This window comes from Paenibacillus sp. CCS19 (assembly GCF_033239625.1).
In the GTDB taxonomy this organism is placed as follows: Bacteria; Bacillota; Bacilli; order Paenibacillales; family Paenibacillaceae; genus Paenibacillus_T.
In genome coordinates this window covers 70,467-91,178 of record NZ_BTCK01000022.1, presented here as the reverse complement: position 1 = coordinate 91,178, position 20,712 = coordinate 70,467, and the positions used below count along the sequence as shown (strand labels likewise).

Below are 20,712 nucleotides of genomic sequence, written 5' to 3'. Positions count from 1 at the left end.
GCTATCATCTTATAGCTGCGTAGTATTTAGAATATCCTTTGAAACGACGAATATAACAAAAACCTTGAATGGCATGAAGCCAATCAAGGTTTTTGTTGATAAGAAATCATATTAATATAAATAACCTAGTTTTGAATCAATTCAATACAGCGAGTTGATCTGCTTTCAAATTACCCTTGAACGTAATTCTCTCGCCTTTTCCCACGTTTATTTTTTCTTCAAACTCAACTAAAATCGCCTCGCCTAAATTCTTGATACTGCAAACTATACTATAATCGTCCTCGATATCCACTACATTAGCAGTTACTATTACATGAGAGGACTCATCAATAGGTTGAATAAAAGCATTAGTATCGGTCATTACATACTTGGGTTCTATACAAACACTAGCTAAATCAATTCCAACCTCAAAATTAGCATATTGACCAACAGTGAGAATTTTGGATTGTTCACCTTGCTCTAGGTACTCTTCATGTTGAATGAAGTGAACCCATAGTTTTTTATTAATAGCATTAACATCTAGCTGAGTAAGTCTTTCATATCCATCAATAAACATCTGTACTACTCTTCCTTCAATCCCCATATAGTTTCCTCCATGTTATTGTAATTTTGCAAATGATTTTGGATCACTAGGCATCATTGATTGAATCTTGCCATCCTTTACAATTACAACAATCCCCTTTTTAGGATTTTCCGCTCCGTCTAAATAATAGATTTCTTTTCCATTCACTTCTCTAAGAACCCCGTTATTTATAACTTTTTCAGCCTGCTTAGTGAAATTTTCAAACCCCTTCACTGAGTTCTCAAACAAGATTTCGTCTACTCCCAGCCTCATGGCAAGGGACGGGATTCTATCTGGGTATTTATCCCAGTAGTCTGCAAAATGTTTTATCCCTTGGTTTGTTCCATCCTCTAGAACACCCCATTTTTTACTCAGAGGACTATTCAACATGTCTTGTTTGAGATTTCCTGTCCCATTATTCCTGTACGCATAAGCATCCTCATAAAACTGACTATCATCAAACTCATCAATCGGCAGATTAACACCAGGCCCGCCTTTTACTACCTCTTCGGCCTGTTTTCCTCTCTTTATTAATTTGTTCCCTAAGTCCATAATCCCTTCTGCAAGCTTCGGAGCAACCTTGGCAACGGCTGGTCCTATTCCTGCAGAAACGCTAGCAATCGCTATTGCTTCCATCATCTTTTGTAGATTGTAACCGAATTCCTTACTTTCACCATACGTTGCTTGTTTCTTGACTACATCCACAGCGAATGTAAACATCTAATTGATAGGCTCGATATACTCTTCAACAAAAGAATCGACCATCGAGTTAATGATATCTTCTTTTTTAATTTGGCCGGTCGCCATTGCTGTCAGCAGCTTGCCCACTTCAGGCAGCGTCTCTGTATAGAAACGACTTCCGAACATCGTAACAGCAGCCGAAACACCACATCCGACTTTTATTGTACAAAAAAAACCGCACAAGCGTATGCTTGCGCGGCTTACCTTACACGTTAGGGTTATTAGTTACCGGAATTTCATTAATTCCATTTAATACTTTCGTTATTTTGCTGACCAAATCTTCAATTTCTTCTACAGTTAGTTCATTGGAAATTGCTTCATGTTGGAATGAATTTAACACATTTATAATCGCATATAAATTCCCATTAAAAACTTCTTCATGATTCAAAATCTTCTCACCCAATGCAGTATGAACAATAATGCTCTCAGCAAGTCCTTCATTTGTTACAGATCGAACTCGTAAAAAGTTCTCGCAACTGCATACCTGTAACCCCGGTTTAAAGATAATGCATTTTCATAAACCTCGTTTATTGCTTCAAATAATTCTTTATAATCCCATTCTTTCACGTTGATCACCCTAGTTTTACAATATTGAGTCAAGATTGTTTACTGAACACCGTATCAATATTTTACTAGGCTTTAATAATAATCCAAAGCATCCAAGGTTTCATCACTAATATCTAGGTAGTTCTTGCTCATCCGAAGTAACATCTGCAATGCTGGCTCAAAAAGATCCTTGTTAACCAATGTAGTTGGATTTTTTTCATCAATAAGAACACATAATTCAAGATATCTCGTAACGAGAGCTTTTTTCATTGTCGTAAACTAAAAGAAGGCCAACCAGCCTAATCTGGTTAACCTCCCTTAACTTTGAATAACTACAATAGCCTAGTTCAATCGTTAACTCACATTCGTAGAGTTACATAAAGTTCTCTTTCTCTAATCTATCTAAGTTATCATTACTAATATCGGCCTTCTCCCTATTGCTATGAAATTCAATCCAATCGTTTAACACAAAAGCCGCACTGCCACAACTCAGGCTTCTATCACTATCAAATCTTAACTTACCGCCTCTTTCAAAAAACTTGATAATAGGCTCATAAAGTTCCTGCGCTTGTTGGGCTTCTGTGTATTTATTTTCCATAAGATAAGACAGCTCGATATAGTTTTTACAAATCTTATAATGAATTGGATTTTCAATATCAAGCAATGTTTCCTCAGCTAAGCCCTCAATTTCAATATGAACCCTCTCGTCAACCTTTATTACATCCAACAGACTACCCAGCGGACTTTGGTTTATACAGTAAGGTTTGTAAAAACAAGCTAATCGCCTGAGATATTCCCCCACCAAGATAGAATGCAATTTCCCTGGTTTATTTTCACTGTTCCAGTTAATTCGCTGTATACGTTGAATTGACTTTTCAATTGACAATGGTATACTCATCTCCTTTTTTTATACCATAAAACCTCGAACTATTCTCTCTATACCCTGGAAATGTTCCAAACTCGGGTTGTGGCACCGCATTATCATGTGCCCCTGGAGGTATTGGCTTCCATGTTCGTGACACTGGATCCCATGAGTCAGGATGCCTATAGTATTCTTTTCCTGAATCCATTCGAGCCTTTTCATCTAGTTCGTGGGCCGCTAATTGTTTAAACCACTGCTTCTGAGATACGGTTAGTTCTCCTTCTAGAGCAGTATGAAAAGCATATACTACTTCAGGATCAGGAGTTAACCTAGATTTATAAAAGTATAGCCCTTTTTCATCATAAGCTGGGAGATCATAATAGTTAATAAATAAATGCGAATATAAATCAGATGCCTCTTTCAGAGTTAGTCCAGTATTTTTCGCAAGCACATTAATATTTCCATAACCAGCACTTCTTATCTCATCAGCTTTTTTTTCAGTCGCTACCTCTATTTTATATTTATATTGTTCTACAGGCGGGTTACTGTATCTCTTTGGAGGTTTAATATTGATAATATATTGATCCTCATAAACATCATCAAACTCGTCGATCGGCAGCTTAACCCCCGGGCCTCCCTTGACGACCTCTTCGGCCTGTTCTCTCTTTATTATTTTCTTCCCTAAGTCCAGCATCCCTTCTGCCAACTTTGGAGCAACCTTCGTAATGGCCGTTCCAATTCCTTCGGAAACGAAGGCAACCGCAATTCCCTCTATCATCTTTTGCAAATTGTAGCCGAACTCTTTGCTTTCACCATACGTTGCTTGCTTCTTTGCTACATCCACAGCGAATGTAAACATCTGCTTGATAGGCTCGATATATTCTTCGACGAATGAATCAGTCAGCGAGTTAATAATATCTTCTTTCTTAATTTGGCCGGTCGCCATTGCTGCCAGCAGCTTGCCCACTCCAGGAAGCGTCTCTGTATAGAAACGACTTCCGAACATTCGGGAAGCTAGATCAGCGATTTCATTAGCGCCATCAATTTGTCGTTCTTCTCTTCCCTTCCTGATGGCGTTCATCATCTCAAAGCCAAATCCCGGAATGATCTCGTTTGAGTTGACAATCTTCGCTTTCTTGGCTGTCTCTATCAACGCCCCTGTCACTTTTCCATATATTGTAATAGCTTGAGATGGAGCAGGCTCTACTGCCTTGAGTGCAATTAACTGCTGGAAGTAGGTCACATCACCCAGGAATTCAACATCATACTTGCCCGTCTCGGCACCGTCGTATAATCCCAGCTTCTTCAGAGCTTGCTGCATGCTCCGAATGTCCGCAGAACTAACCTCGCTGTTATATTTATCAACGAGTTGCTCTTGCTCGCGCATCCATGACTTCATAGACCAGTTGATTGTACTCAAATCTGGCACCATGCGCTGGATATCAAGTGACGCGCCATTATACAGAGGCATTTTACCTTGGGCTAAGAAGTACTCCGCTTTCGATTTGTCACCCTCATCAATAGCCGACCACACTTGTTCTCTCGCCTTAACGACTTTCAAATTCTGGACGTCGACATTAAACCTCGGAATGATATGTTCGCCTAACGATTCGTTCGTTAGACTATCGATTGTCTTATAGAAATTAGTCAATCTGTCCGACTGTTGTTTCGTTGCTGCCGTCAAACTGTTCATTACCTGTGGAGACTCTGCTGTAATCTGCCAACTCCACATCCTAGTTTTGTTGTTATAAATATTTTGCGCCAACTGCTTCAACGAGTTATCGGTTAGACTTAGCGCTGTTTGTTTCGAAGCTTTGACCTGGGCTAAACTCTCATTAAGATCGTTGATCCTTCCAGCTAGCGCATTCTCGACGTCATGATTTCCTTTATAAACAACGCTTGCAACGGAAATACGGATAATCTCATCATTGATCTGGTCCAGCTGCGTGTCGAAGCTGGTGGATAACGTTGTGAATTTCTTCATCTGTGAGCTATCCAATGTTCCTTTGGCAGTCGTCATCAAAGCCGTATCCATCGTACTGACACCGCGCCAGAAATCCGCCTTGGCCTTCAAGTTAATCTCGTTCCACTTGTCTAGATTAACGATTTTCTCCGCGCTGCCATTGGCGCCAAGCACGTTCTTAGCGATTACCTTGTACTTCTCCAGATTGGTATCTGGCGCTTCCAACTGCTGCTTGCGATCCCATTCTCGTCGCTTCAATTCGTATAGGAAGTCGTCCGCTTGGGCCTGCGTGACGCTGCTATTGCGCCGAATGTTCAGCGTTGCTCCCTGATCCTTCAGCCCCTGCAAATAATCGAGCGCTTTGATTGCATCATCGTATTTGCCGTTCTTCAAATACTCGTTAAGCTGGTTGCGAGCCGTGTAAAAGTTATTGTTCAGCGTATCGACGGCCGTCGTCTTAAGTACGCCTGTTACGCCTTCCGCCTTCTTCTGTATGCTCGTATAGATAGCCTGCTGCTGGGCAGCAAGCACAGCATAATCATTAGGATCTGCGGCATCCGCCGTCGTCTTCGCCAGATCTAGGTACTTCCAATATAAATCCTTAGCAGCCTTGATCTCGTTGTTCACCGTGTTCAGATAAGAGTTCTTATAGTCTACCTTCAGTCCGACTGCATCTAATTGCTTATACAACTTGTTACGCTCGGCTTCTTCCTTCGCTATATTGCTCGACTGTGCTGAAGTGGAGGCCGATACTTCATTCCAATAACGGACATCGGCCACTTGTATCTGCTGCACGACCTGCGCGAGCTTGCTTGAATCGATACTCGCCAACGCGCCTTGGAAACTTGATTGGCTGCTGTACAATGCTTTAGCAGCTGTTAACGCTTCGGCTGCATGTACCGTACTTCTCTTCAATGTAAGGCTTGCCCAGTCCACAACACCATTCAGAATACTGTTATTAACCGTGTCGATCTTATACGAGCTTCCGCTTAATGAAGCGCCTTGTTTAACCGCATCCTGCATTCCGCTCATTGCTTTATTCATTGCGGCAGCATCCAGCCCGATTCGGGCCTCGTAATAAGCCTTCTTGTTGGCAATGAATGATGCATTCTGCTGATCGAGCAATACCATTGCATCCGTATGATCATTGACATAAGATTTTGCTCGCAACGTATCTGCCTGCTGGGTTGCCGCGTTCATGGCTTTGGTGTCCATATTCGCGTATGCCTGCCACCAGGCCTTCTTGGACTCCAGCAATTGTCGCTCGTTATCTAATTTCCCGGCCAGCTTTATCGAGTAATCATCGTCTAATTTCTTGGAATCCTTGGTTTCCAGCGCTCCCTTCGCCCGAAGGTCCGCCCCTTCTTTGCTGTACTTATCCATCAACGTTTGATTGTCCGTTAGCCGCGCTTCCCACCATTTGCGTTTGGCATCCAGAAGCTGCTGATTGAGCTTGGCCTGTTCGGCTGCCGATAGTTTCACACCATTCGTTGATCCTGCTGTCCCCGTTGTCCCTATATTGCCGCTTGTCCCTCCCGCAGTTCCTGTATTCCCGGCAGCCGAACCAGAGCCTTGCATGCTTTGCAGCTTCGCTAAATTGTCTGCATCTTGCTTCTTCGCTGCTTCCGTTTCTAGCGCGCCTTGGCTTCTTAATCCATCGCCCCGTTTCGCAGCCTCGTCCATCTTAGCCTGATCATTAGCAAAACGCGCATCCCACCAGTCCTGCTTCGCTTTCTCGAGCTGTTTGTTCAATTCCTGCTGCTTAGCGGCAGTAGCTGTCCAGCTTCCTGCTGTTGCTGTTGGCTGACCCTGCGCATTATAAATTGTCGACGTCGATGATGTAGGTGAGGTGGATGAAGTCGATGAACTGGATGATGTCGATGAGGTGGAGGATGTACTTGGTTTCGATGCAGATGAAGTGCTCGTAGATGACGAAGATGTGCTTGTACTTGACGTTGATGTAGCCGAAGACGATGTTGACGCCGATATTAGCGGCGTAGATGGCACCATCCCGCTCTTCAATGCATTGGCATAATTAGCGAAGTAGTTCGTCGGCAATTGTAATTCTCCCCCTATATTTATGTAATTTTTAACAGAATTACAATATAAGGATGTTTTATTAATTAGTCTACTAAAACTTTCATAAAGATACAGTTTGTATCTGCTTTTTCATATGAAAACACAAAAAAACCGCACAAGCATACGCTCATGCGGCTCTCATCCTACACATTAAAAATCCAGAACTGCCCCGCCTCCTGGCGGAACACCGACTCCTTCGCGGTCACCCGACCGTCGTCCTGCTTGCCCTCGTCAATCAAGCCGTCATGCCCTCTGCGGAAATACGACTGGTTGTCTTGATTCGGATCCAGCACATCGACCCAACCGCCAGTCGGGCGATTTAGATAGTCATGCAGAACGATATAATGCCCGCCTTGCGTAAAATGTCCCGGCCTCATCGATGCGATAACCATCCGTCCCGGCTCATTCAACGCCTGCTTCACATCGTCCCAGTCCGCCGTCTGCTCGCAGCGCAAGCCATAGCGGGCAGCGATGCTGCCATAATAGCCCCATTCCGTCCCGTCATCATAGCTGCGAAAGCCATGATCAAGGCTGAACTTCGCCGTCTCTGGCGGAAGCACGACCGTTCCCTTCAAGTTCGTGATGACCATTGCCATGCACGTTGGTCCGCAGCCCGAGCTGCCGATGTTCTGCTTCGGATCGCTGTGGTTCGAATACATGATGCCCTTCCACTTCGGATCCTCCTGACTGTAATAGACCGGCGGCTTAGCTGGGTATGCTTCATTACTCGGCTTCTTCCCGCCTGCATCCAGCACATCCGAACAGAAGAGCACCTTCCACGACTGCGGACCGATTTTGCCTGCGGAAGCTCCCGCGTTGCCCAGCTTATTCACCGTCTTGAACGCATTAACGGCAAACAGCGTATTCGGTCCGAATTTGCCGTCCGGCGTGAGCGGCTGGTTCGTGGAACCTCTATAGCCCAGCTCATTGAGCCGCTGCTGCAGCTGAATGACAGCGGGCTTTGCCGTTGAAGGATCGAGTGCGAGCACCTCATCCGGGACTTGCGGCGTTACACCGTTATCTGCCACTTTCGTTCCCCTCCACGATCTAGAATAAATCCTTCATGGGCCAAAACTCCGGCTGAGCGGCAGACGGGCCCAGCGCCGAAGTCGGTACAGTTGCAGCTGGCGCAGCCGCAGGAGCAGGCGTCGGCGCTGCAGGCTCCTCCTTCTTCACCGATACGTGAACATGCAGCGCGTTCTCGTACCATACCCAATCGAAGCCAGCCTCCTTCGCCAGCTCGCCGAGCCTGCCAAGCAGCGCGTTGCCCGGCTGATCGTCGGACACCGTAATGTCCGCGGCACGTCCTTCGTAATGCAGGCTGACTTGGTGACTCGTTCCGTCATGCTCGGTGCCGTCATCCCATACATCCGTCGCGCGCAGCTTCCGGTCCGGCCACTCTGCCTTGACAAGCTCCGCGAGTCGATCAAGCTTCTCTTTCATTCGCGGCGTCATCATCAAGTCGTCGCCTGTGCCCTCTTCATCCTTGAATATAATGTCGGGGTTGCTGTTCTCGACCAACGCATCGAATTCCGTCGTTCCTCGTGCTACCTTCGCCGCCATTGCGCCCGAATTGTCTTTCTCCGAGGAAGTCGGATATTTGGTATTCAGCGCCATTACCTTCTTGACGACCTCGGCTTTGACAGCCGGCTTATCCGTACCGCCAAGCGACTTCACGAGCTGATCGAATGGCGCCGTGTCGCCCGCCTTCGACATATTCGGAGCTGATCCACTGCTGTATTTGCCACCGGAAGACACGGGAGCCATAGACATCTGAGGACCCGCCGCCCCCCCGCTGCTCCGCAGATAGTTCAACACCGCACTATTGCCGAAGCTCTGCTGCGCGGAAGCCAGCTCGCTCTGCGGCGGCAGACTTGAGCCCGATACCGGCTGCGGAGCAAATTTGGGCGCATTGCTTTTGCTTTCCGGCTGCGCCGGCTCTTTAGCCATCGTCCTTCGTCCCTTCCTTCATAAACTGATCGATTCGGCTCATCCGTTCGTTCCAGGCCTCCAGATACTCGGCGTTCGTCACCTTCTCGCCCGGACCTTCCTTCGTAAAATGCTTCACGTCCGTCGGGAGCAGGTTGCCTTTCTGGTTCTTGCCGATGGCTGCATTCGGCTTCTCATAGATGCCGCGCATCCCGCCAAACCCTTGCTGATGGGCAAAATAAAGATTTTGCGCACTTTCCTCAATCAAGAAGCCATCGGTGCCGGGATTGACGGCTTGAGCCGTTTCTGCGGCGGGAGACTCGATCAAGTTGACCGGTACCAGCCGTTCACTGCGTTTCTTGTTCACTTCATTGTTATGCGCCTGAATTTGCTTCAAGTTATATTTGGCATAGATAGCCCCGACCAGCACGTTCAATCTCGGATCGGATTTCACGTCTTCCCACGTAATCGCTCGCGACTCTTTGGCGCCTTCATCCTTCACCTTCAGCGTATTGAACAGTTTCTTAACGGAAGGCTTATCCCGCGTATCGTTGAATGCACCTTCGCCAAGCTGCATCAGACCGTAATACGCACCGTTGTGGCTGTTCTTATTGCCGGCCGATTCCATGATGATCATCTTCTCCAGCGTGGAGACATCGATGTCGGTCAGTTCGGACGCTTCCTTGATTGCAGCCTGGATTGTCTTATCCTTGCGTATTCGGTCCCAAGCCTTCTTGTCGTCCGCTTTCTTGACTTCTCTCTCTGCATTCAGCAGCTCAGCCGGCGTAGGCGGCCGCGCGACGTCTGCGAAGGCTTCCGCCTGCTCCACGGCCGCCGGCTTGCCGCCAACCTTGGACATATTGGGACTGCTGTTTGCATTCTCATACTTTCCAGGTGCGAATGACATTCCACCCTTTGCACCGCCCGCCTGCAAATATTTCAGCACCGCGCTGTTCCCGTATGATTGCTGCATCCGCTCCACGGTCGGGAAGACGGCTTCCGCCGATCCTGAGATCGGCGGAGAAGGGGCTTTCCCAGGCTTAGCACCGGCTTTCGCCGTGCCTTTCTTCGGCTTGCTCTCGACTTTCTTGTCCGCCACTGGCATCCACTCCGTTCCAGCGGATTACGATTCGCTCGTATCGCCCGTTTCAGTCGCAGATTCGATCGGCTGCGCCGACGCTTTGGACGAACGACGCGTTTTCTTCACTGGCTCAACGACGATGTCCGCCAGCTTCGCCTCGATCGCTTCCGATTCGGCCACCGATTCCGCGTTCAGCGCTGCTGCATCGATCGAGCTATCCGTCGCTCGGAGCGCCGACATGAGTTCAACCTGTTCGATCGGCTGCCGGATAATCGGTGTGCCGTCAATCGGCACCTTGATAATCGGCGTTTCATCGGTCGGAAGCTTGATGATTGGCGTATCATCGACCGGAAGCTTGATGATCGGCGTATCATCGATTGGCACCTTAATAACAGGCGTATCCGTATCTGGCAGCTTAACTACCGACGTGTCATCGAGCTTGCTGCCGCCCGTCAAACTCGTCTGCGCGCCGTATGCCGGAACCGTAACCGTTCCGGTATCGACCGTTCCGATGACCGCCCACCAGCGTACTATCCAATCCTTGGTCTGTTCAAAACCATCATTGTTTCTTTTATCTTGAATTTTGACCTGGAAACCGATATTCGTAGTGGTCGGATACTGCGCCATCACGTACGGAAGATCCGCTTCGATGAATGCTGCGTCCCCGGCTTTTACGGTCGACGTCAGACCTGGAATGATCGGGATATCGGGAATCGGAATCGTCGGAGGCGTCTGATTGCCCAGCGTCTGCGAGAGTTGCGACGTCTGGTTCGTTGTACTCGCAAGCGATGTCGCAGACAGCGCTTCCCCGGCAATCAGCTTATTCGGCAGCAGCGACGTTTGCAGTCCGCCGCTTACCGACTCATCGGGCAGGCCATCCAAACTTATCGAATGTACGACGGAGAGTATGATACCGATGTTAGTTGATGGCAGCGGGTGGCTGATGAACGGCGATACCCGAACCTCTCCCGGATACATCGACTGGAACAAAATGCTGCCCGTCGCAATTTGTGCGCCAGCCGTTTGGCTTCCGCCCGTAATATTGACGTTGATGCGCCCGTTCGTGGTGTCGTCCGATACGGACACACCGGTTCCGGTGAAATTAATTTTCGAACGGGCCGTATAAGCCGTACCATCCTTCAGGACGGACACCTTCTGAGGATCTGCCAACGTACCGGACAGGTTGTTCACGTTCAGCTCATCGGTTCCGCCCTTCGCATGCGTACCCGCATGGCTTGCAGCTGCGCCGCTGATCGTTACGTTGGTTCTCCCGCCTGCCACATCGTCAACTGCCGTAACACCGGCGCCGATGAAGTTAATTTTGGAGCGAGCGGGCAGTGCCGTGCCTTCCTCCTGGATAACCACCTTCTGAGGATCTGCCAGCGTACCGGACAGGTTGTTCACATTCAGCTCGTCGGTTCCGCCCTTCGCATGCGTACCCGCATGGGTCGTCATGCCGGGGATGTTAATGGTCGTCCGGCCGTTCGTCGAATCATCCGATGCCGTGACGCCTGCGCCTGTGAAATTGATTTTGGTGCGAACGGTCAATGACGAGCCTTCATCTTGCACTTGAACCTTCTGCGGGTCGGCAAGCACGCCGGACAGATTCGTTACGTTCAACTCATCCGCTCCGCCGTCCGCATGCGATGCCGCATGGGTCGGAAGCTGGGCCGGACGCTGCTTGTCGGCCAGCATCAGCTGGAACAAGAGCTCGTTATTATAGATGTAAGGACGAACGGACTCATCGATGCTCGTAATGATGCCCTTGTTATTAATCGTAATGGCGGCCAGCACAATATGATCGGAAGATCCCGTATCCGGTTGTTGGTCAAAATAACGCTCCGCGAGCAGCCGAACGATCGATCGGTCCTCTACGACCGCAAGCGAAGACTCGCCGCCTGTGACGGTTTGAAGCACGCTGTTGAACAACACTTGGCTGCTAATGACGCCGCTCGTCGGCATTTCGCCTGCACGCGCGTAATACCGCTGCGTCCGTGTCACGCCCCCCGCGAGCCCGCCCAAGTTGAACGGAATCTTGTTATCCTTCCAAGCGCTCAGCATCGTAAATTGGCTTGGCAGCGACTCCGTGATCTCGACAAGCGAGCTTCCGCTCTGCTGCAGCTTCGTACGGACGGTCAGCACGACCTCGATCACATCTCCCGGATTGGCGACCCGCGGCACCGAACGGTGGACGATGAACTGGTCGTTCTCGAACACAATGACCGTCTCACGATAAGCCGACTCTAAGCTTCCCGCCGCTGCCGGCGCATCCTTAGTCAACGAGAATTTGAATGTCTCGCGTATTTTGTTCAGCTCGATGCCGTCCGTGCTCGCCGTTGCATTCGATACCGGCGGAACAGGCTCGCGCGCGATTTCGTCATAGGAGATGACCGCATAAATGATGTCATCTTTGGCCGGCGGATAGTTTGACGGATAGCCGGCCAGCTTGCTAATGTCGGCGACGTCCAGATTGGCCGCGACAACAATCTCTCTTCCTGCTGCGTCGATCGCGGTTCCAGGCGTCAGCCTTACGCCAGTGCCATCGATTTGCGAGAGATGAAGTCCGCCAATGACCCCCGTGCCGTGAACGAACCGGTTAAGCAGGCTTCTTTTCTCGATATAATAGTTTTGCTCCAACTGAAAATCTTTGACGGAAAGCAGCTTTCCATAGAAATAACGGTTCCGTTCAAACTGCTGCAGCTGCAATTGACTGTTAGACAACAAGATAACCTCCCATCATCGTATAGCTCTTATATAAGCCGTGTATCGGCGCCGAGGCCGGATCTGACATCCAGCTGCCCGAATGGCGTTTCGTCCATCAGCATCGTATCCCGGTCCATAATCGATTCGTCGTCGTACCGGGCGGACGGATGCGTCAGCACTGTATTCACTCCCATAAATGTATAGCCGCCTAGATAGATCCATGGCTGCAGCCATGTCACGTCCGACACCGTATGAGCCGGCTGGTTGCTCGCAATCATCCGTTTAATCGTCTCCAGCTCGCTCAGCCCCGATAGCTGCTTCGGCATCAGCAGCACGCTGAACCGATAAGGATCATCGCCGAACAGCTCGACATAAGCCCGCTTCGCCTCGGGATCGACGATGTCTTGCAGTCTGTAATTCTCGATGATGATCGGGAGCTCTTGCGTATACATCTCCACGATGCGTTCAAGTCCTTCCCTCGTTCCACGCATGCGGTGAATTTCCGGCATTCCTTTGATCAGACTGCGAAGCTTATGCTCCGGCCATCCCGGATCTGCGGCAATGCCGATCCAAGTCGCCAGCCATCGCAAGTACTCGCCGGAAACCGCATCAACGTCAAGCCAGCGCGGTGAAGCCGTGATCTTGTCGTCAAGCTCGGTCATGAAGGTCTCGAGGAGCGATAGAAACCGTTCAAGCAAATCCCTGCTCGCTGGATCCTCCTGATATACGGCCGGCATATGCCTCAAATAGGATAGTCGTGGAAAATCAACGCGGAGCCCGCGGATGATCGGCGTATCTTTGTCGCTGCCGAACAGCTGCATCCGAACCCACAAATATCGGCCCGGCTCCGCCCGGATCAACATATCGCGCGGACTAACGGTCGACTCCGACCACGGCAGCTGCTGCAGAACAGCGACCTTATCCGAAGAACGAATGGCCGCATCCGCAATATAGTCGTCGAGGCTCCGATCGGCTTGATCGATCATGAATTCGCGCTTATCGGAAACCAGATACGATACCCGAACCAGCGTATTCTCGGGAATATCCCGGTCGAGCGTAAGCTTATGCCATCGTATCGCTTCCTCCGTACTGTCGAAGCTTCGCGAGATGTACTCGCCCTTCGAAATCGGAGATCCGCTGTCGCGGTACAGCGCCGGTTGGCGCAGCAGCAGCGTGATCTTCTGCGCCGCTCGATTGAACACATACAGATTGTTGCGGCTGAACACGATACGGTCGGCAGCGCCGCGGTACGTCGTCAGCGGTCCGATCGGTTCGCCGGATTCGCCGCGATATAGGTGGATCATCGGCACCTGCAGACCCGCCGAAGGCTCCCGCTCTCCGATGTAGATCACGTCCGAATCATCGACTGCAATGGATACAGGGTTCGTATCATCTAACAGCGGTACGCGCCAGCTCAATTCCCCGTCCTTCGAATAGCAGGTCAGCGACTTCGCATCGGTATCCAGCACGTAAAGCCTGCCCGCACCCGAAATCGCTGCCGTCAACCTTAATCCGGTCGTGGTGTCTTTCTCTTGACCGCTAATCCAGCGAACGAACCTTCCGCCCGGATCAAAGACAGCGACCGGCGCTCCTTCAGCCTGCGTCACATAGCAGAAGCCAGCTTCGTCTGACACAACGTCATAAGGCGACCAGCCGGCTGGCGGCTCGGATGCAGCGAACGGCGATAGATCGCCAGCCGTCCATACCGGCTGTCCCGTCGTCTCCGCATATGCACACAGCCGAACGCGGTCACCATCTGTATTCTCCAACGCATACACGAATCCCGGACTTCGAGACAGCCTAGCCCCGGCGTCCTGTAGATAGAGCACACCCTCCGGCTTATCCAACCGGCCAGTTATCGGATTGTAGGCATACACCTTACGAGACGTTTCTTCAATAATAAGCAGCATGCCATGAGGTCCTTCCGCTACGTCTGTGACGATCCCTCCGGAGGGCAGCAGCGAAGCGGCGTCTACAGTCAACTCGGTTGCATAATCGTTCGCCGACTGAATTCGGATGCCGCTCTCGCCGTCATCCCATACGAGCTGATACAGCAGCCCTTCGCTCCAACGCTGCTTGGATCGAATAATATGGTAGTGAAACTCACTGCGGTCAAGTACGGACATAACCGACTCCTTCCTGCAACGGACGGCCGAACAGCTGCTGTTCAACCTCGACTTTGTGAACATCCGAATAAACAAGCGCATTGCTGTCCATGACGAAATTGCCTTGATCGTCTATTCGCCCGCCGCCTTCCGTATTAAATAGCTGCAACCGCTGCACACTGTCGACGCCGTTCACCTTATCGATAAGCGCATACAGCTCCGACAAATAAACCGTTCGGCCGAACGGCCATCCTGTACCATGCGAACCGCCATTCAACGGATGCAGGTAACGGGCCAGCTCTGACGAGACGGCTGCCGCTACCGTCTCTCCGTCATGGCCGCTGTTGATTGTAACCAGCACGTTCGCCTGAACCTTGACATATTGCGGCGCTTTGACAACAACACGCGTCGTCAACAGCCGATGCCGGTTCAAGAAGCGAGATACGGTATCCAGGAAGCCGGTGCTTGGACGCGGATTCGGCTTATCGCTATAGGGTACGACAACGACCGTAACCGCATTGTCTCCGCTCCACAGCGCCTTCGCCCGCGCAACGCGAAGTCCTGGCGTCTTGCATGCCAATTGCTCATAATCTTCGTCCGTAACGGCGCGCGTCAGGCGGCGAAGCTCCTTAACCGATCTTGCGACCGCATCCTCCACACGCTCGGCATTCGCGCCTCCGCTGGCCGGCAGCAACTGCAGGATGCTCAGCTTGCCCGCCAGTTCACCTGCATGATCCGCGAATTGGTTGATCGCGCCGGCGCTTACATTGCCCTGCCTGCCCATCGTTCGGTAATAAGAAATGCGTATGCTGCTGTCCCCTGCGGCAGGAGGCACTTTGCCATACAGTCCATCCCCGAAACGAATCGTGCCGCTGCTGGGGTCGAATACGTAATGGGAATCGTCAGGCCCCGAGGCGTCCAGATCTTCCCGGCGCGTCCATTCCGTCCAGCCGGACCAGCTATAAGAGCCGTCCTTACCGGTCTCGAACACTTCCAACTTCATGGGAGGATCAGACACAATGCCTCCGCCGTCCCTCACTTCGAACGACTGGTTGCTAAGGCCATTGGACCTGCCGACATAGTCGTCCGCTATGTAATCGAGTTGAACGATCGGAACCGTATGCAGCATAATGCTGTCGATGCGCGGCACCAGCTCGTAGCCCTCTGACTTGACGGTGCAGCGAAACCAGCAGCAATCGACCGCTGCTGTTGGGAACAGCCGCTTCACACCGGCATCATGCGGAGCCAAGAACACGATCCTGCCCGCGCGCATCAGCATTCCTGTTTCGTCGCTCGTCACTTCAAGCTTCGACCAGCCTTCGCTTTCATTCAGATATTCCCACTCGAGGATGACCGGAGGAATCACTTCGAATGGTTCGCCTTCTTCCTGCTCGGCAATCGGCACGGGGTAGTCATCCGACAAACGAAATGCAATCGGAATCGGCGTCTCTGGCCTAATGGGCTGATCAAAGCCAAGATACAAGCTGCTGCCCGCCTCTGCCTTGTCGCCGAACGCTTTGAAGCTTAACCCTTCATGTCCCGCCGACTCCGTCTGATCGATAATGGACGATCCGGCCAGCGTCACGATGCTGACGAGAGCCGCTGATGTGACATGCAGCTCTTGTTCCGTAACGAACCGAATATCCCCCGCCATCAGCGGAGTGCCTCTAGGCACTAACAGCGGCACCGCATACAAGCGCGCATTGTCGGATGGAACAGAGGACTCTGATCCCTCCGCCTCTTCGAATGGCTGCTCTATCGAATAGCCGGCCATCTCCAGATCAGCGCCTAACACGAAGGTAATCTCAGCTCTGGCCGGCTTGGAAGGAGCAGGCGCCGTACCGAGCAGCTTCAAATATTTGCGAATATGATCATCGCGCACTTGGTCGAGATAGTAGCGCTGACTTTCGGCCAGCCAAGACAGCAGCTCCAGCATCGTAATGCCCGGATCATGGACGTTGAAGTCGGTCCATTCCGGCGCATAACGAGGAATCTGTTTCTTGGCGTCCTCGATAAGCTGCGCAAACGTCTTATCGTCCAGATTAGGAATTGGAAGCATGACGGACACCTCTTTGTATGGTTAAGCAGTCCCACATACGCAATCGAACGGATGGCGCACCGGTCATCGGCTTATATTCCGGACGACGACCTGATGGGTGCCGCTGTATATGAGCAATTGCTGCGGGAAAGCAGCGGTCGGCTGCTGGGACGGATTGACGATGACTTCCCTGCCGTCAGCATCGCGTATCGTCATCTCCAGACGATCCACATATTCGAGACCGGGAACGCTGCCGAGCAGGACATATAGATCAGACAACGACGGAACTCGCCCGAATTCCCATCCGGTTCCCTTCGATCCCCCTGACAGCGGGTGAAGAAACGACTTCAATCGGCTTAACGCCTCCCGTTCCACTTCTGGCACAGCCTCGATGCCGCCTGCGACCAGAACGGTATGAACCGACACTTCTGCATAGGACGGACCTCGAATGTGAATATGCGATTGGGCCGCAACGACGTTGGCCGCATGGCTCTTGATATAGTCGGCTATCGTCTGCTTAAGCACGGCGCTCGGCTGAGGCAGCCGCTCTGCCGACTGCGGCACAACAAGCAGTGAAATGCGGCCGGTCTGCGCCTGCCCCTGCTCGTTGACGTTCGGCAAGCACTTGACCCGTGCGATTCCCCGGGCGGCCTCGAATACGAGGCTTTCGTAGTCAGCCGCCGTAACAGCCCGGAACCGATGACGGATCATAAGCGGTCCGCGCTCTTGGGCCGCTTCACTATCCTCCGTGTTATACCCTCCTGCAGCCGCTTGCGGATTGACGACGCCATCCACGTAGGCAATGGACGACTTGAGCATCGTGATTGCGCCGGCCTCCACATTGCCTCTCGCGCCTCCGCCGCTGCGATAGCTTAACTTCACGTTGTTCGTTCCGATCGGAGGAATCTTGCCATGAATGCCATCGCCGAATTGGATGCGTCCTGTCGTACGATCGATCGCGTAACAGCGCTCGTCTGCTTCCGCATCCGTCCAGCTGTCCTTCGCCATCCACCGAACCCACAGCTTCGTAACGACGCCCTTGTCGTCCTTCTCCTCGACGATCGCGGTTCCCGCATCCAGAAGCGATTGCCGCTCGCGGTCCGAGATGGACGAGAGCTCGTCGACGTACAGCTCTTCCGCCGCTACCGGCACCTTGGATACCGCGAATACAGCCTCCGGCGTGCCGCGCGAGGAACCGATGACTTCGTCCTTGAAGCTCTCCGCTTGTTCGACGATCGTCGTATTCCGATAAATCCCCAGTACAATCGGGGCTGGCGCTCTTTTCTCATCATCGGAGCCAGTGCCAGCTGCCTTGAATACGCCGAGCGTATCGACGGCCCGCAGCCAGTACCGGGATTTGCCGAAGATGTCCGTCTCTATCCAATCGGGCAGACCGATGAGCTCCAGGCAGCCGCTGCGCGTCAAGTGATTCGTGCCGTCAACGACATCAAGCTTGACCCAGCCGGACCCGCCGCGTTTCTCCGCGTAATACTGCCACTCCACAATCGGATGGAGGTCCGGGTCGTATACTTGGTCCACAAGAGACAAGTACAGACTGATCGGCCCTCGCAGCGGCGCGCGGTCGAACCCAATGTACAATGCCTGATCTTCATCCAGGGCATCACCCGATTCGAGCCAGCCGCCTTCCGCCGCATCGCGATACCGAAGGCTTCTGTATTCCAGTACTTGCTCCGGCACCGCCTCTGCTTCATAAGCGATCTTCACATCGCGGATGAGAAGCCGCTTGCCGGCGACCTCCAGCTTATCCTCAGGGGGAAGGGCGAACAGTCTGCAGCGGATCCAGAAGTTTTCTTGACCCTGCACGGCCGTCGATGCGACATCATCGCCGTTCTTGAATGTCAACCGCAGCGCGGAGCCTCCGTCATAGGCGATATCCGCCGTGCGTTCCCAGCGAAGCCACCCGCCCCCGTTCCAATACTCCCAGGACACTTCGCTTGTGACGATGTCCTTCACCGAATCAGCGACGGATGACTGTTCCCGTTCATCCTGCTGCAGCTGATTCTCTCCGAGCATGAAGGTGAGCGTGACGCTCCCTCCCTTCTTGGACAATGCATCTGCAGAAGCAACATAGAGCGTATCGCCGGTTCGCGGACTAGCCCCGAACAAATAGAACGCGCCGCCTTGCTCGACTGGATTGTTATTGCTGAACATAAGCTCGGGCCGAGAAGCGTCTCCCTGCACCGCTATGCGCCATGTTCCATCCAGCTCCCCGCATGTCGTTAATCCGGCATTAGCCGATCGAGGCGCAGCAGCCGATGCAGTCTGACGCGGTGCCGGCATGCTGCCTCGAAGCCAGCGGCGATAATGTCCGTTCACCTCGACCGCACCGAGCGCCTTCGTACCCAGCTTAGCCCGCAGCCCTTCGGACGATTGCACGAAGTCGATCCATGCACCGTCCCAATATTGCCAGCGAATTTCATCCCAAGCGCCAGCCGACACAACCGCTTCTCGAGAATCACCGCTTCCACCCGAATCGCTCTCTCGCATGATCCGAATCTCGGAACCGGAGCCGCAGCGCAGCACATCATCATGAGCCAAATAAATAAAATGCTCCTGCTTGTTCAAGCCTTCGAACAGCTTGAAGCTCGTCATGCGGCTCACTTCCGCGCCCGCACCGTACGCGGCTTGAAGCGGAGCTGTCAGCGTGACCGTACGGTCCTTCGCGCGCAGCACCTCGGCATGCTCGGTTCCGCCGATCAGCAGCAGATCGCCGGACTGCAAGCCCTTCGCGCTGTCGACCAGCAGCGCCGCATCGCCCTGTCGGGCCGGCGATACAACGACCGCCCACAGCGGCGCCACCGGCTGCTCCGCCATCCCTGGCGGCGCGGTGTAGATCGCATCGGCACCAGCGGAAGCGCTCAGCAGATCGGTAATCCGAGCGGGCGTCGCCAGCATCGGCGTCCTCGTCTCGAAGATGATCGGCTTGCCGCCGTCCGAAGGAGGTGCCGCAACCTGCGTCTGCGCGGGAATGAGCACGGCATCCTTCACCCCGGCGCTGAGCCGGAACGTGACGGGTGCTTTCGCCTGCGTGGCAGGCAGCAAGGAAACGCCGAGCTTGCTGAGAAACGTCAGTAAATATTTGTCCGGCACACGGTTCAGACGTTCAAGCGTATCCACATACTGACCAGCGAATATGCGAATGACGGCCGCAGCTGGATCGCGTTCATTATGCGCGTTCCATTCCGGCACATAGTAGGGCGCCAGCTCCAGCAGCTGCCCGATAATCTGTCCGACGTCCCTTCCGTCGATGAGCGGAGCGCGCATCGTCTCACCTTCCTAGCGGCTATCCTTCTCGCAAATAAAACGGATAGACCAAGTTGTATTCGTTGTTCGTCGACCGGACCCGGTAACGAATGTCGATCGTCAGCTTGCCGACGGTCCCGCGATCAGGCTTCACCTCGACGGACACCGTATCGATTCGAGGCTCCCATCGCATTAGCGCATCTCGAACGCTCGCCTCCATCTGGCCAATGACCGACACGCTCATCGTTTCGAATATGAAGTCATGTATGCCGCAGCCGAAATCAGGACGCATGACGCGCTCGCCCCTGGCCGTGAACAATATGATGCGGATCGCTTCTTGGATGTCCGCCTCGTCCGAGGACAACGCGAACGCACCGGATGCCGGCTCAAGCGAAACGGGAAACTTCCATCCCGTTCCCAGGAATGAATTAGCCATTGCAGACTCGCCACCTTACGCGATTGCGATTTTGCGTTTCTTACAGCTGCCGTCAAAACCATTGCGGCTAACCGATCAACACGGTCGGCTCGCCCATCACGATGGCGTTCGGGGGGCCAGCCTCCGTAATGCTGTCGCCCATCCGTACGGCGGGCAGTCCGTTAATAAACACCGTCGTGCTCCCCATCGCCACGACCCCTCCGACATGCGGATTCGGCGTGGCCAATGCGCAGGCATGAAAGTCGGAGCCTGCCCGCCACGCCGGCTTGCCTCCGATCAGCACGTTCGCGCTTCCCGGTCCCGGGCTGAGCGGCGTGCCGTGACTTGTCGGGTCTCCCATTCTTGCAGCAGGCGGCATAAGCTCCCAACACCTTTCGATTAACTTCTTCATGATTTCCAGCAG

15 protein-coding genes and 1 pseudogene are annotated in these 20,712 nt (G+C 52.4%); 1 reads left to right on the top strand and 15 read right to left on the bottom strand.

Annotated features, from left to right (window positions below):
• Nucleotides 1-136 precede the first annotated feature (136 nt).
• From SBI19_RS16280 to SBI19_RS16255, 6 genes and pseudogenes are all read right to left on the bottom strand, one after another.
• On the bottom strand, nt 137-583 hold the full coding sequence (locus SBI19_RS16280; RefSeq protein WP_317970004.1) for a hypothetical protein: 447 nt from the start codon (nt 581-583) through the stop codon (nt 137-139).
• Between the two features lie 15 nt (nt 584-598).
• Nucleotides 599-1,282 (bottom strand): hypothetical protein, encoded by a 684-nt coding sequence (locus SBI19_RS16275; RefSeq protein WP_317970003.1) that lies wholly within the window; start codon nt 1,280-1,282, stop codon nt 599-601.
• A complete protein-coding gene (locus SBI19_RS16270; RefSeq protein WP_317970002.1) occupies nt 1,283-1,429 on the bottom strand; it encodes a hypothetical protein in 147 nt (48 codons plus the stop codon).
• A gap of 79 nt (nt 1,430-1,508) precedes the next feature.
• Nucleotides 1,509-1,870 (bottom strand): annotated as a pseudogene (locus SBI19_RS16265) (Imm3 family immunity protein).
• Between the two features lie 352 nt (nt 1,871-2,222).
• Nucleotides 2,223-2,735, bottom strand: coding sequence for a hypothetical protein (locus SBI19_RS16260; RefSeq protein ID WP_317970000.1), 513 nt, complete (start codon nt 2,733-2,735; stop codon nt 2,223-2,225).
• A complete protein-coding gene (locus SBI19_RS16255) occupies nt 2,725-6,426 on the bottom strand; it encodes a midas domain-containing protein (protein ID WP_317969999.1) in 3,702 nt (1,233 codons plus the stop codon). Before SBI19_RS16255 ends, SBI19_RS16260 begins: the two co-directional genes overlap by 11 nt.
• Nucleotides 6,427-6,523: 97 nt before the next feature.
• Between SBI19_RS16255 and SBI19_RS16250 the strand changes: the two genes are divergently transcribed.
• Entirely contained in the window at nt 6,524-6,709 is a 186-nt protein-coding gene (locus tag SBI19_RS16250; protein WP_317969997.1) for a hypothetical protein, read from the top strand.
• Between the two features lie 187 nt (nt 6,710-6,896).
• On the opposite strand, the gene SBI19_RS16245 is transcribed toward SBI19_RS16250, so the two are convergent.
• The 9 genes from SBI19_RS16245 to SBI19_RS16205 all read right to left on the bottom strand — a co-directional run bounded on the left by SBI19_RS16245 (nt 6,897) and on the right by SBI19_RS16205 (nt 20,700).
• Nucleotides 6,897-7,781, bottom strand: a complete 885-nt coding sequence (locus SBI19_RS16245) for a C39 family peptidase (RefSeq protein ID WP_317969995.1) — start codon at nt 7,779-7,781, stop codon at nt 6,897-6,899.
• A 19-nt stretch (nt 7,782-7,800) separates the two neighbouring features.
• Nucleotides 7,801-8,703: a hypothetical protein gene (locus SBI19_RS16240; protein WP_317969993.1), complete on the bottom strand. Its 903-nt coding sequence runs from the start codon at nt 8,701-8,703 to the stop codon at nt 7,801-7,803.
• Complete coding sequence (locus SBI19_RS16235) at nt 8,696-9,781, bottom strand: hypothetical protein (RefSeq protein ID WP_317969991.1); 1,086 nt, start codon at nt 9,779-9,781, stop codon at nt 8,696-8,698. The genes SBI19_RS16240 and SBI19_RS16235 overlap by 8 nt, the downstream gene beginning before the upstream one ends.
• Before the next feature lie 24 nt (nt 9,782-9,805).
• Complete coding sequence (locus SBI19_RS16230) at nt 9,806-12,484, bottom strand: hypothetical protein (RefSeq protein ID WP_317969989.1); 2,679 nt, start codon at nt 12,482-12,484, stop codon at nt 9,806-9,808.
• Between the two features lie 29 nt (nt 12,485-12,513).
• On the bottom strand, nt 12,514-14,592 hold the full coding sequence (locus tag SBI19_RS16225) for a phage tail protein (protein WP_317969987.1): 2,079 nt from the start codon (nt 14,590-14,592) through the stop codon (nt 12,514-12,516).
• Nucleotides 14,579-16,630 carry a putative baseplate assembly protein gene (locus SBI19_RS16220; protein ID WP_317969985.1) on the bottom strand — a complete coding sequence of 684 codons (2,052 nt, stop codon included), beginning with the start codon at nt 16,628-16,630 and terminating at the stop codon, nt 14,579-14,581. The genes SBI19_RS16225 and SBI19_RS16220 overlap by 14 nt, the downstream gene beginning before the upstream one ends.
• 63 nt (nt 16,631-16,693) lie before the next feature.
• On the bottom strand, nt 16,694-19,894 hold the full coding sequence (locus SBI19_RS16215) for a putative baseplate assembly protein (protein WP_317969984.1): 3,201 nt from the start codon (nt 19,892-19,894) through the stop codon (nt 16,694-16,696).
• A 19-nt stretch (nt 19,895-19,913) separates the two neighbouring features.
• Complete coding sequence (locus SBI19_RS16210) at nt 19,914-20,309, bottom strand: GPW/gp25 family protein (RefSeq protein WP_317969983.1); 396 nt, start codon at nt 20,307-20,309, stop codon at nt 19,914-19,916.
• A gap of 67 nt (nt 20,310-20,376) precedes the next feature.
• Complete coding sequence (locus SBI19_RS16205) at nt 20,377-20,700, bottom strand: PAAR domain-containing protein (RefSeq protein ID WP_317969982.1); 324 nt, start codon at nt 20,698-20,700, stop codon at nt 20,377-20,379.
• Nucleotides 20,701-20,712: the final 12 nt, after the last annotated feature.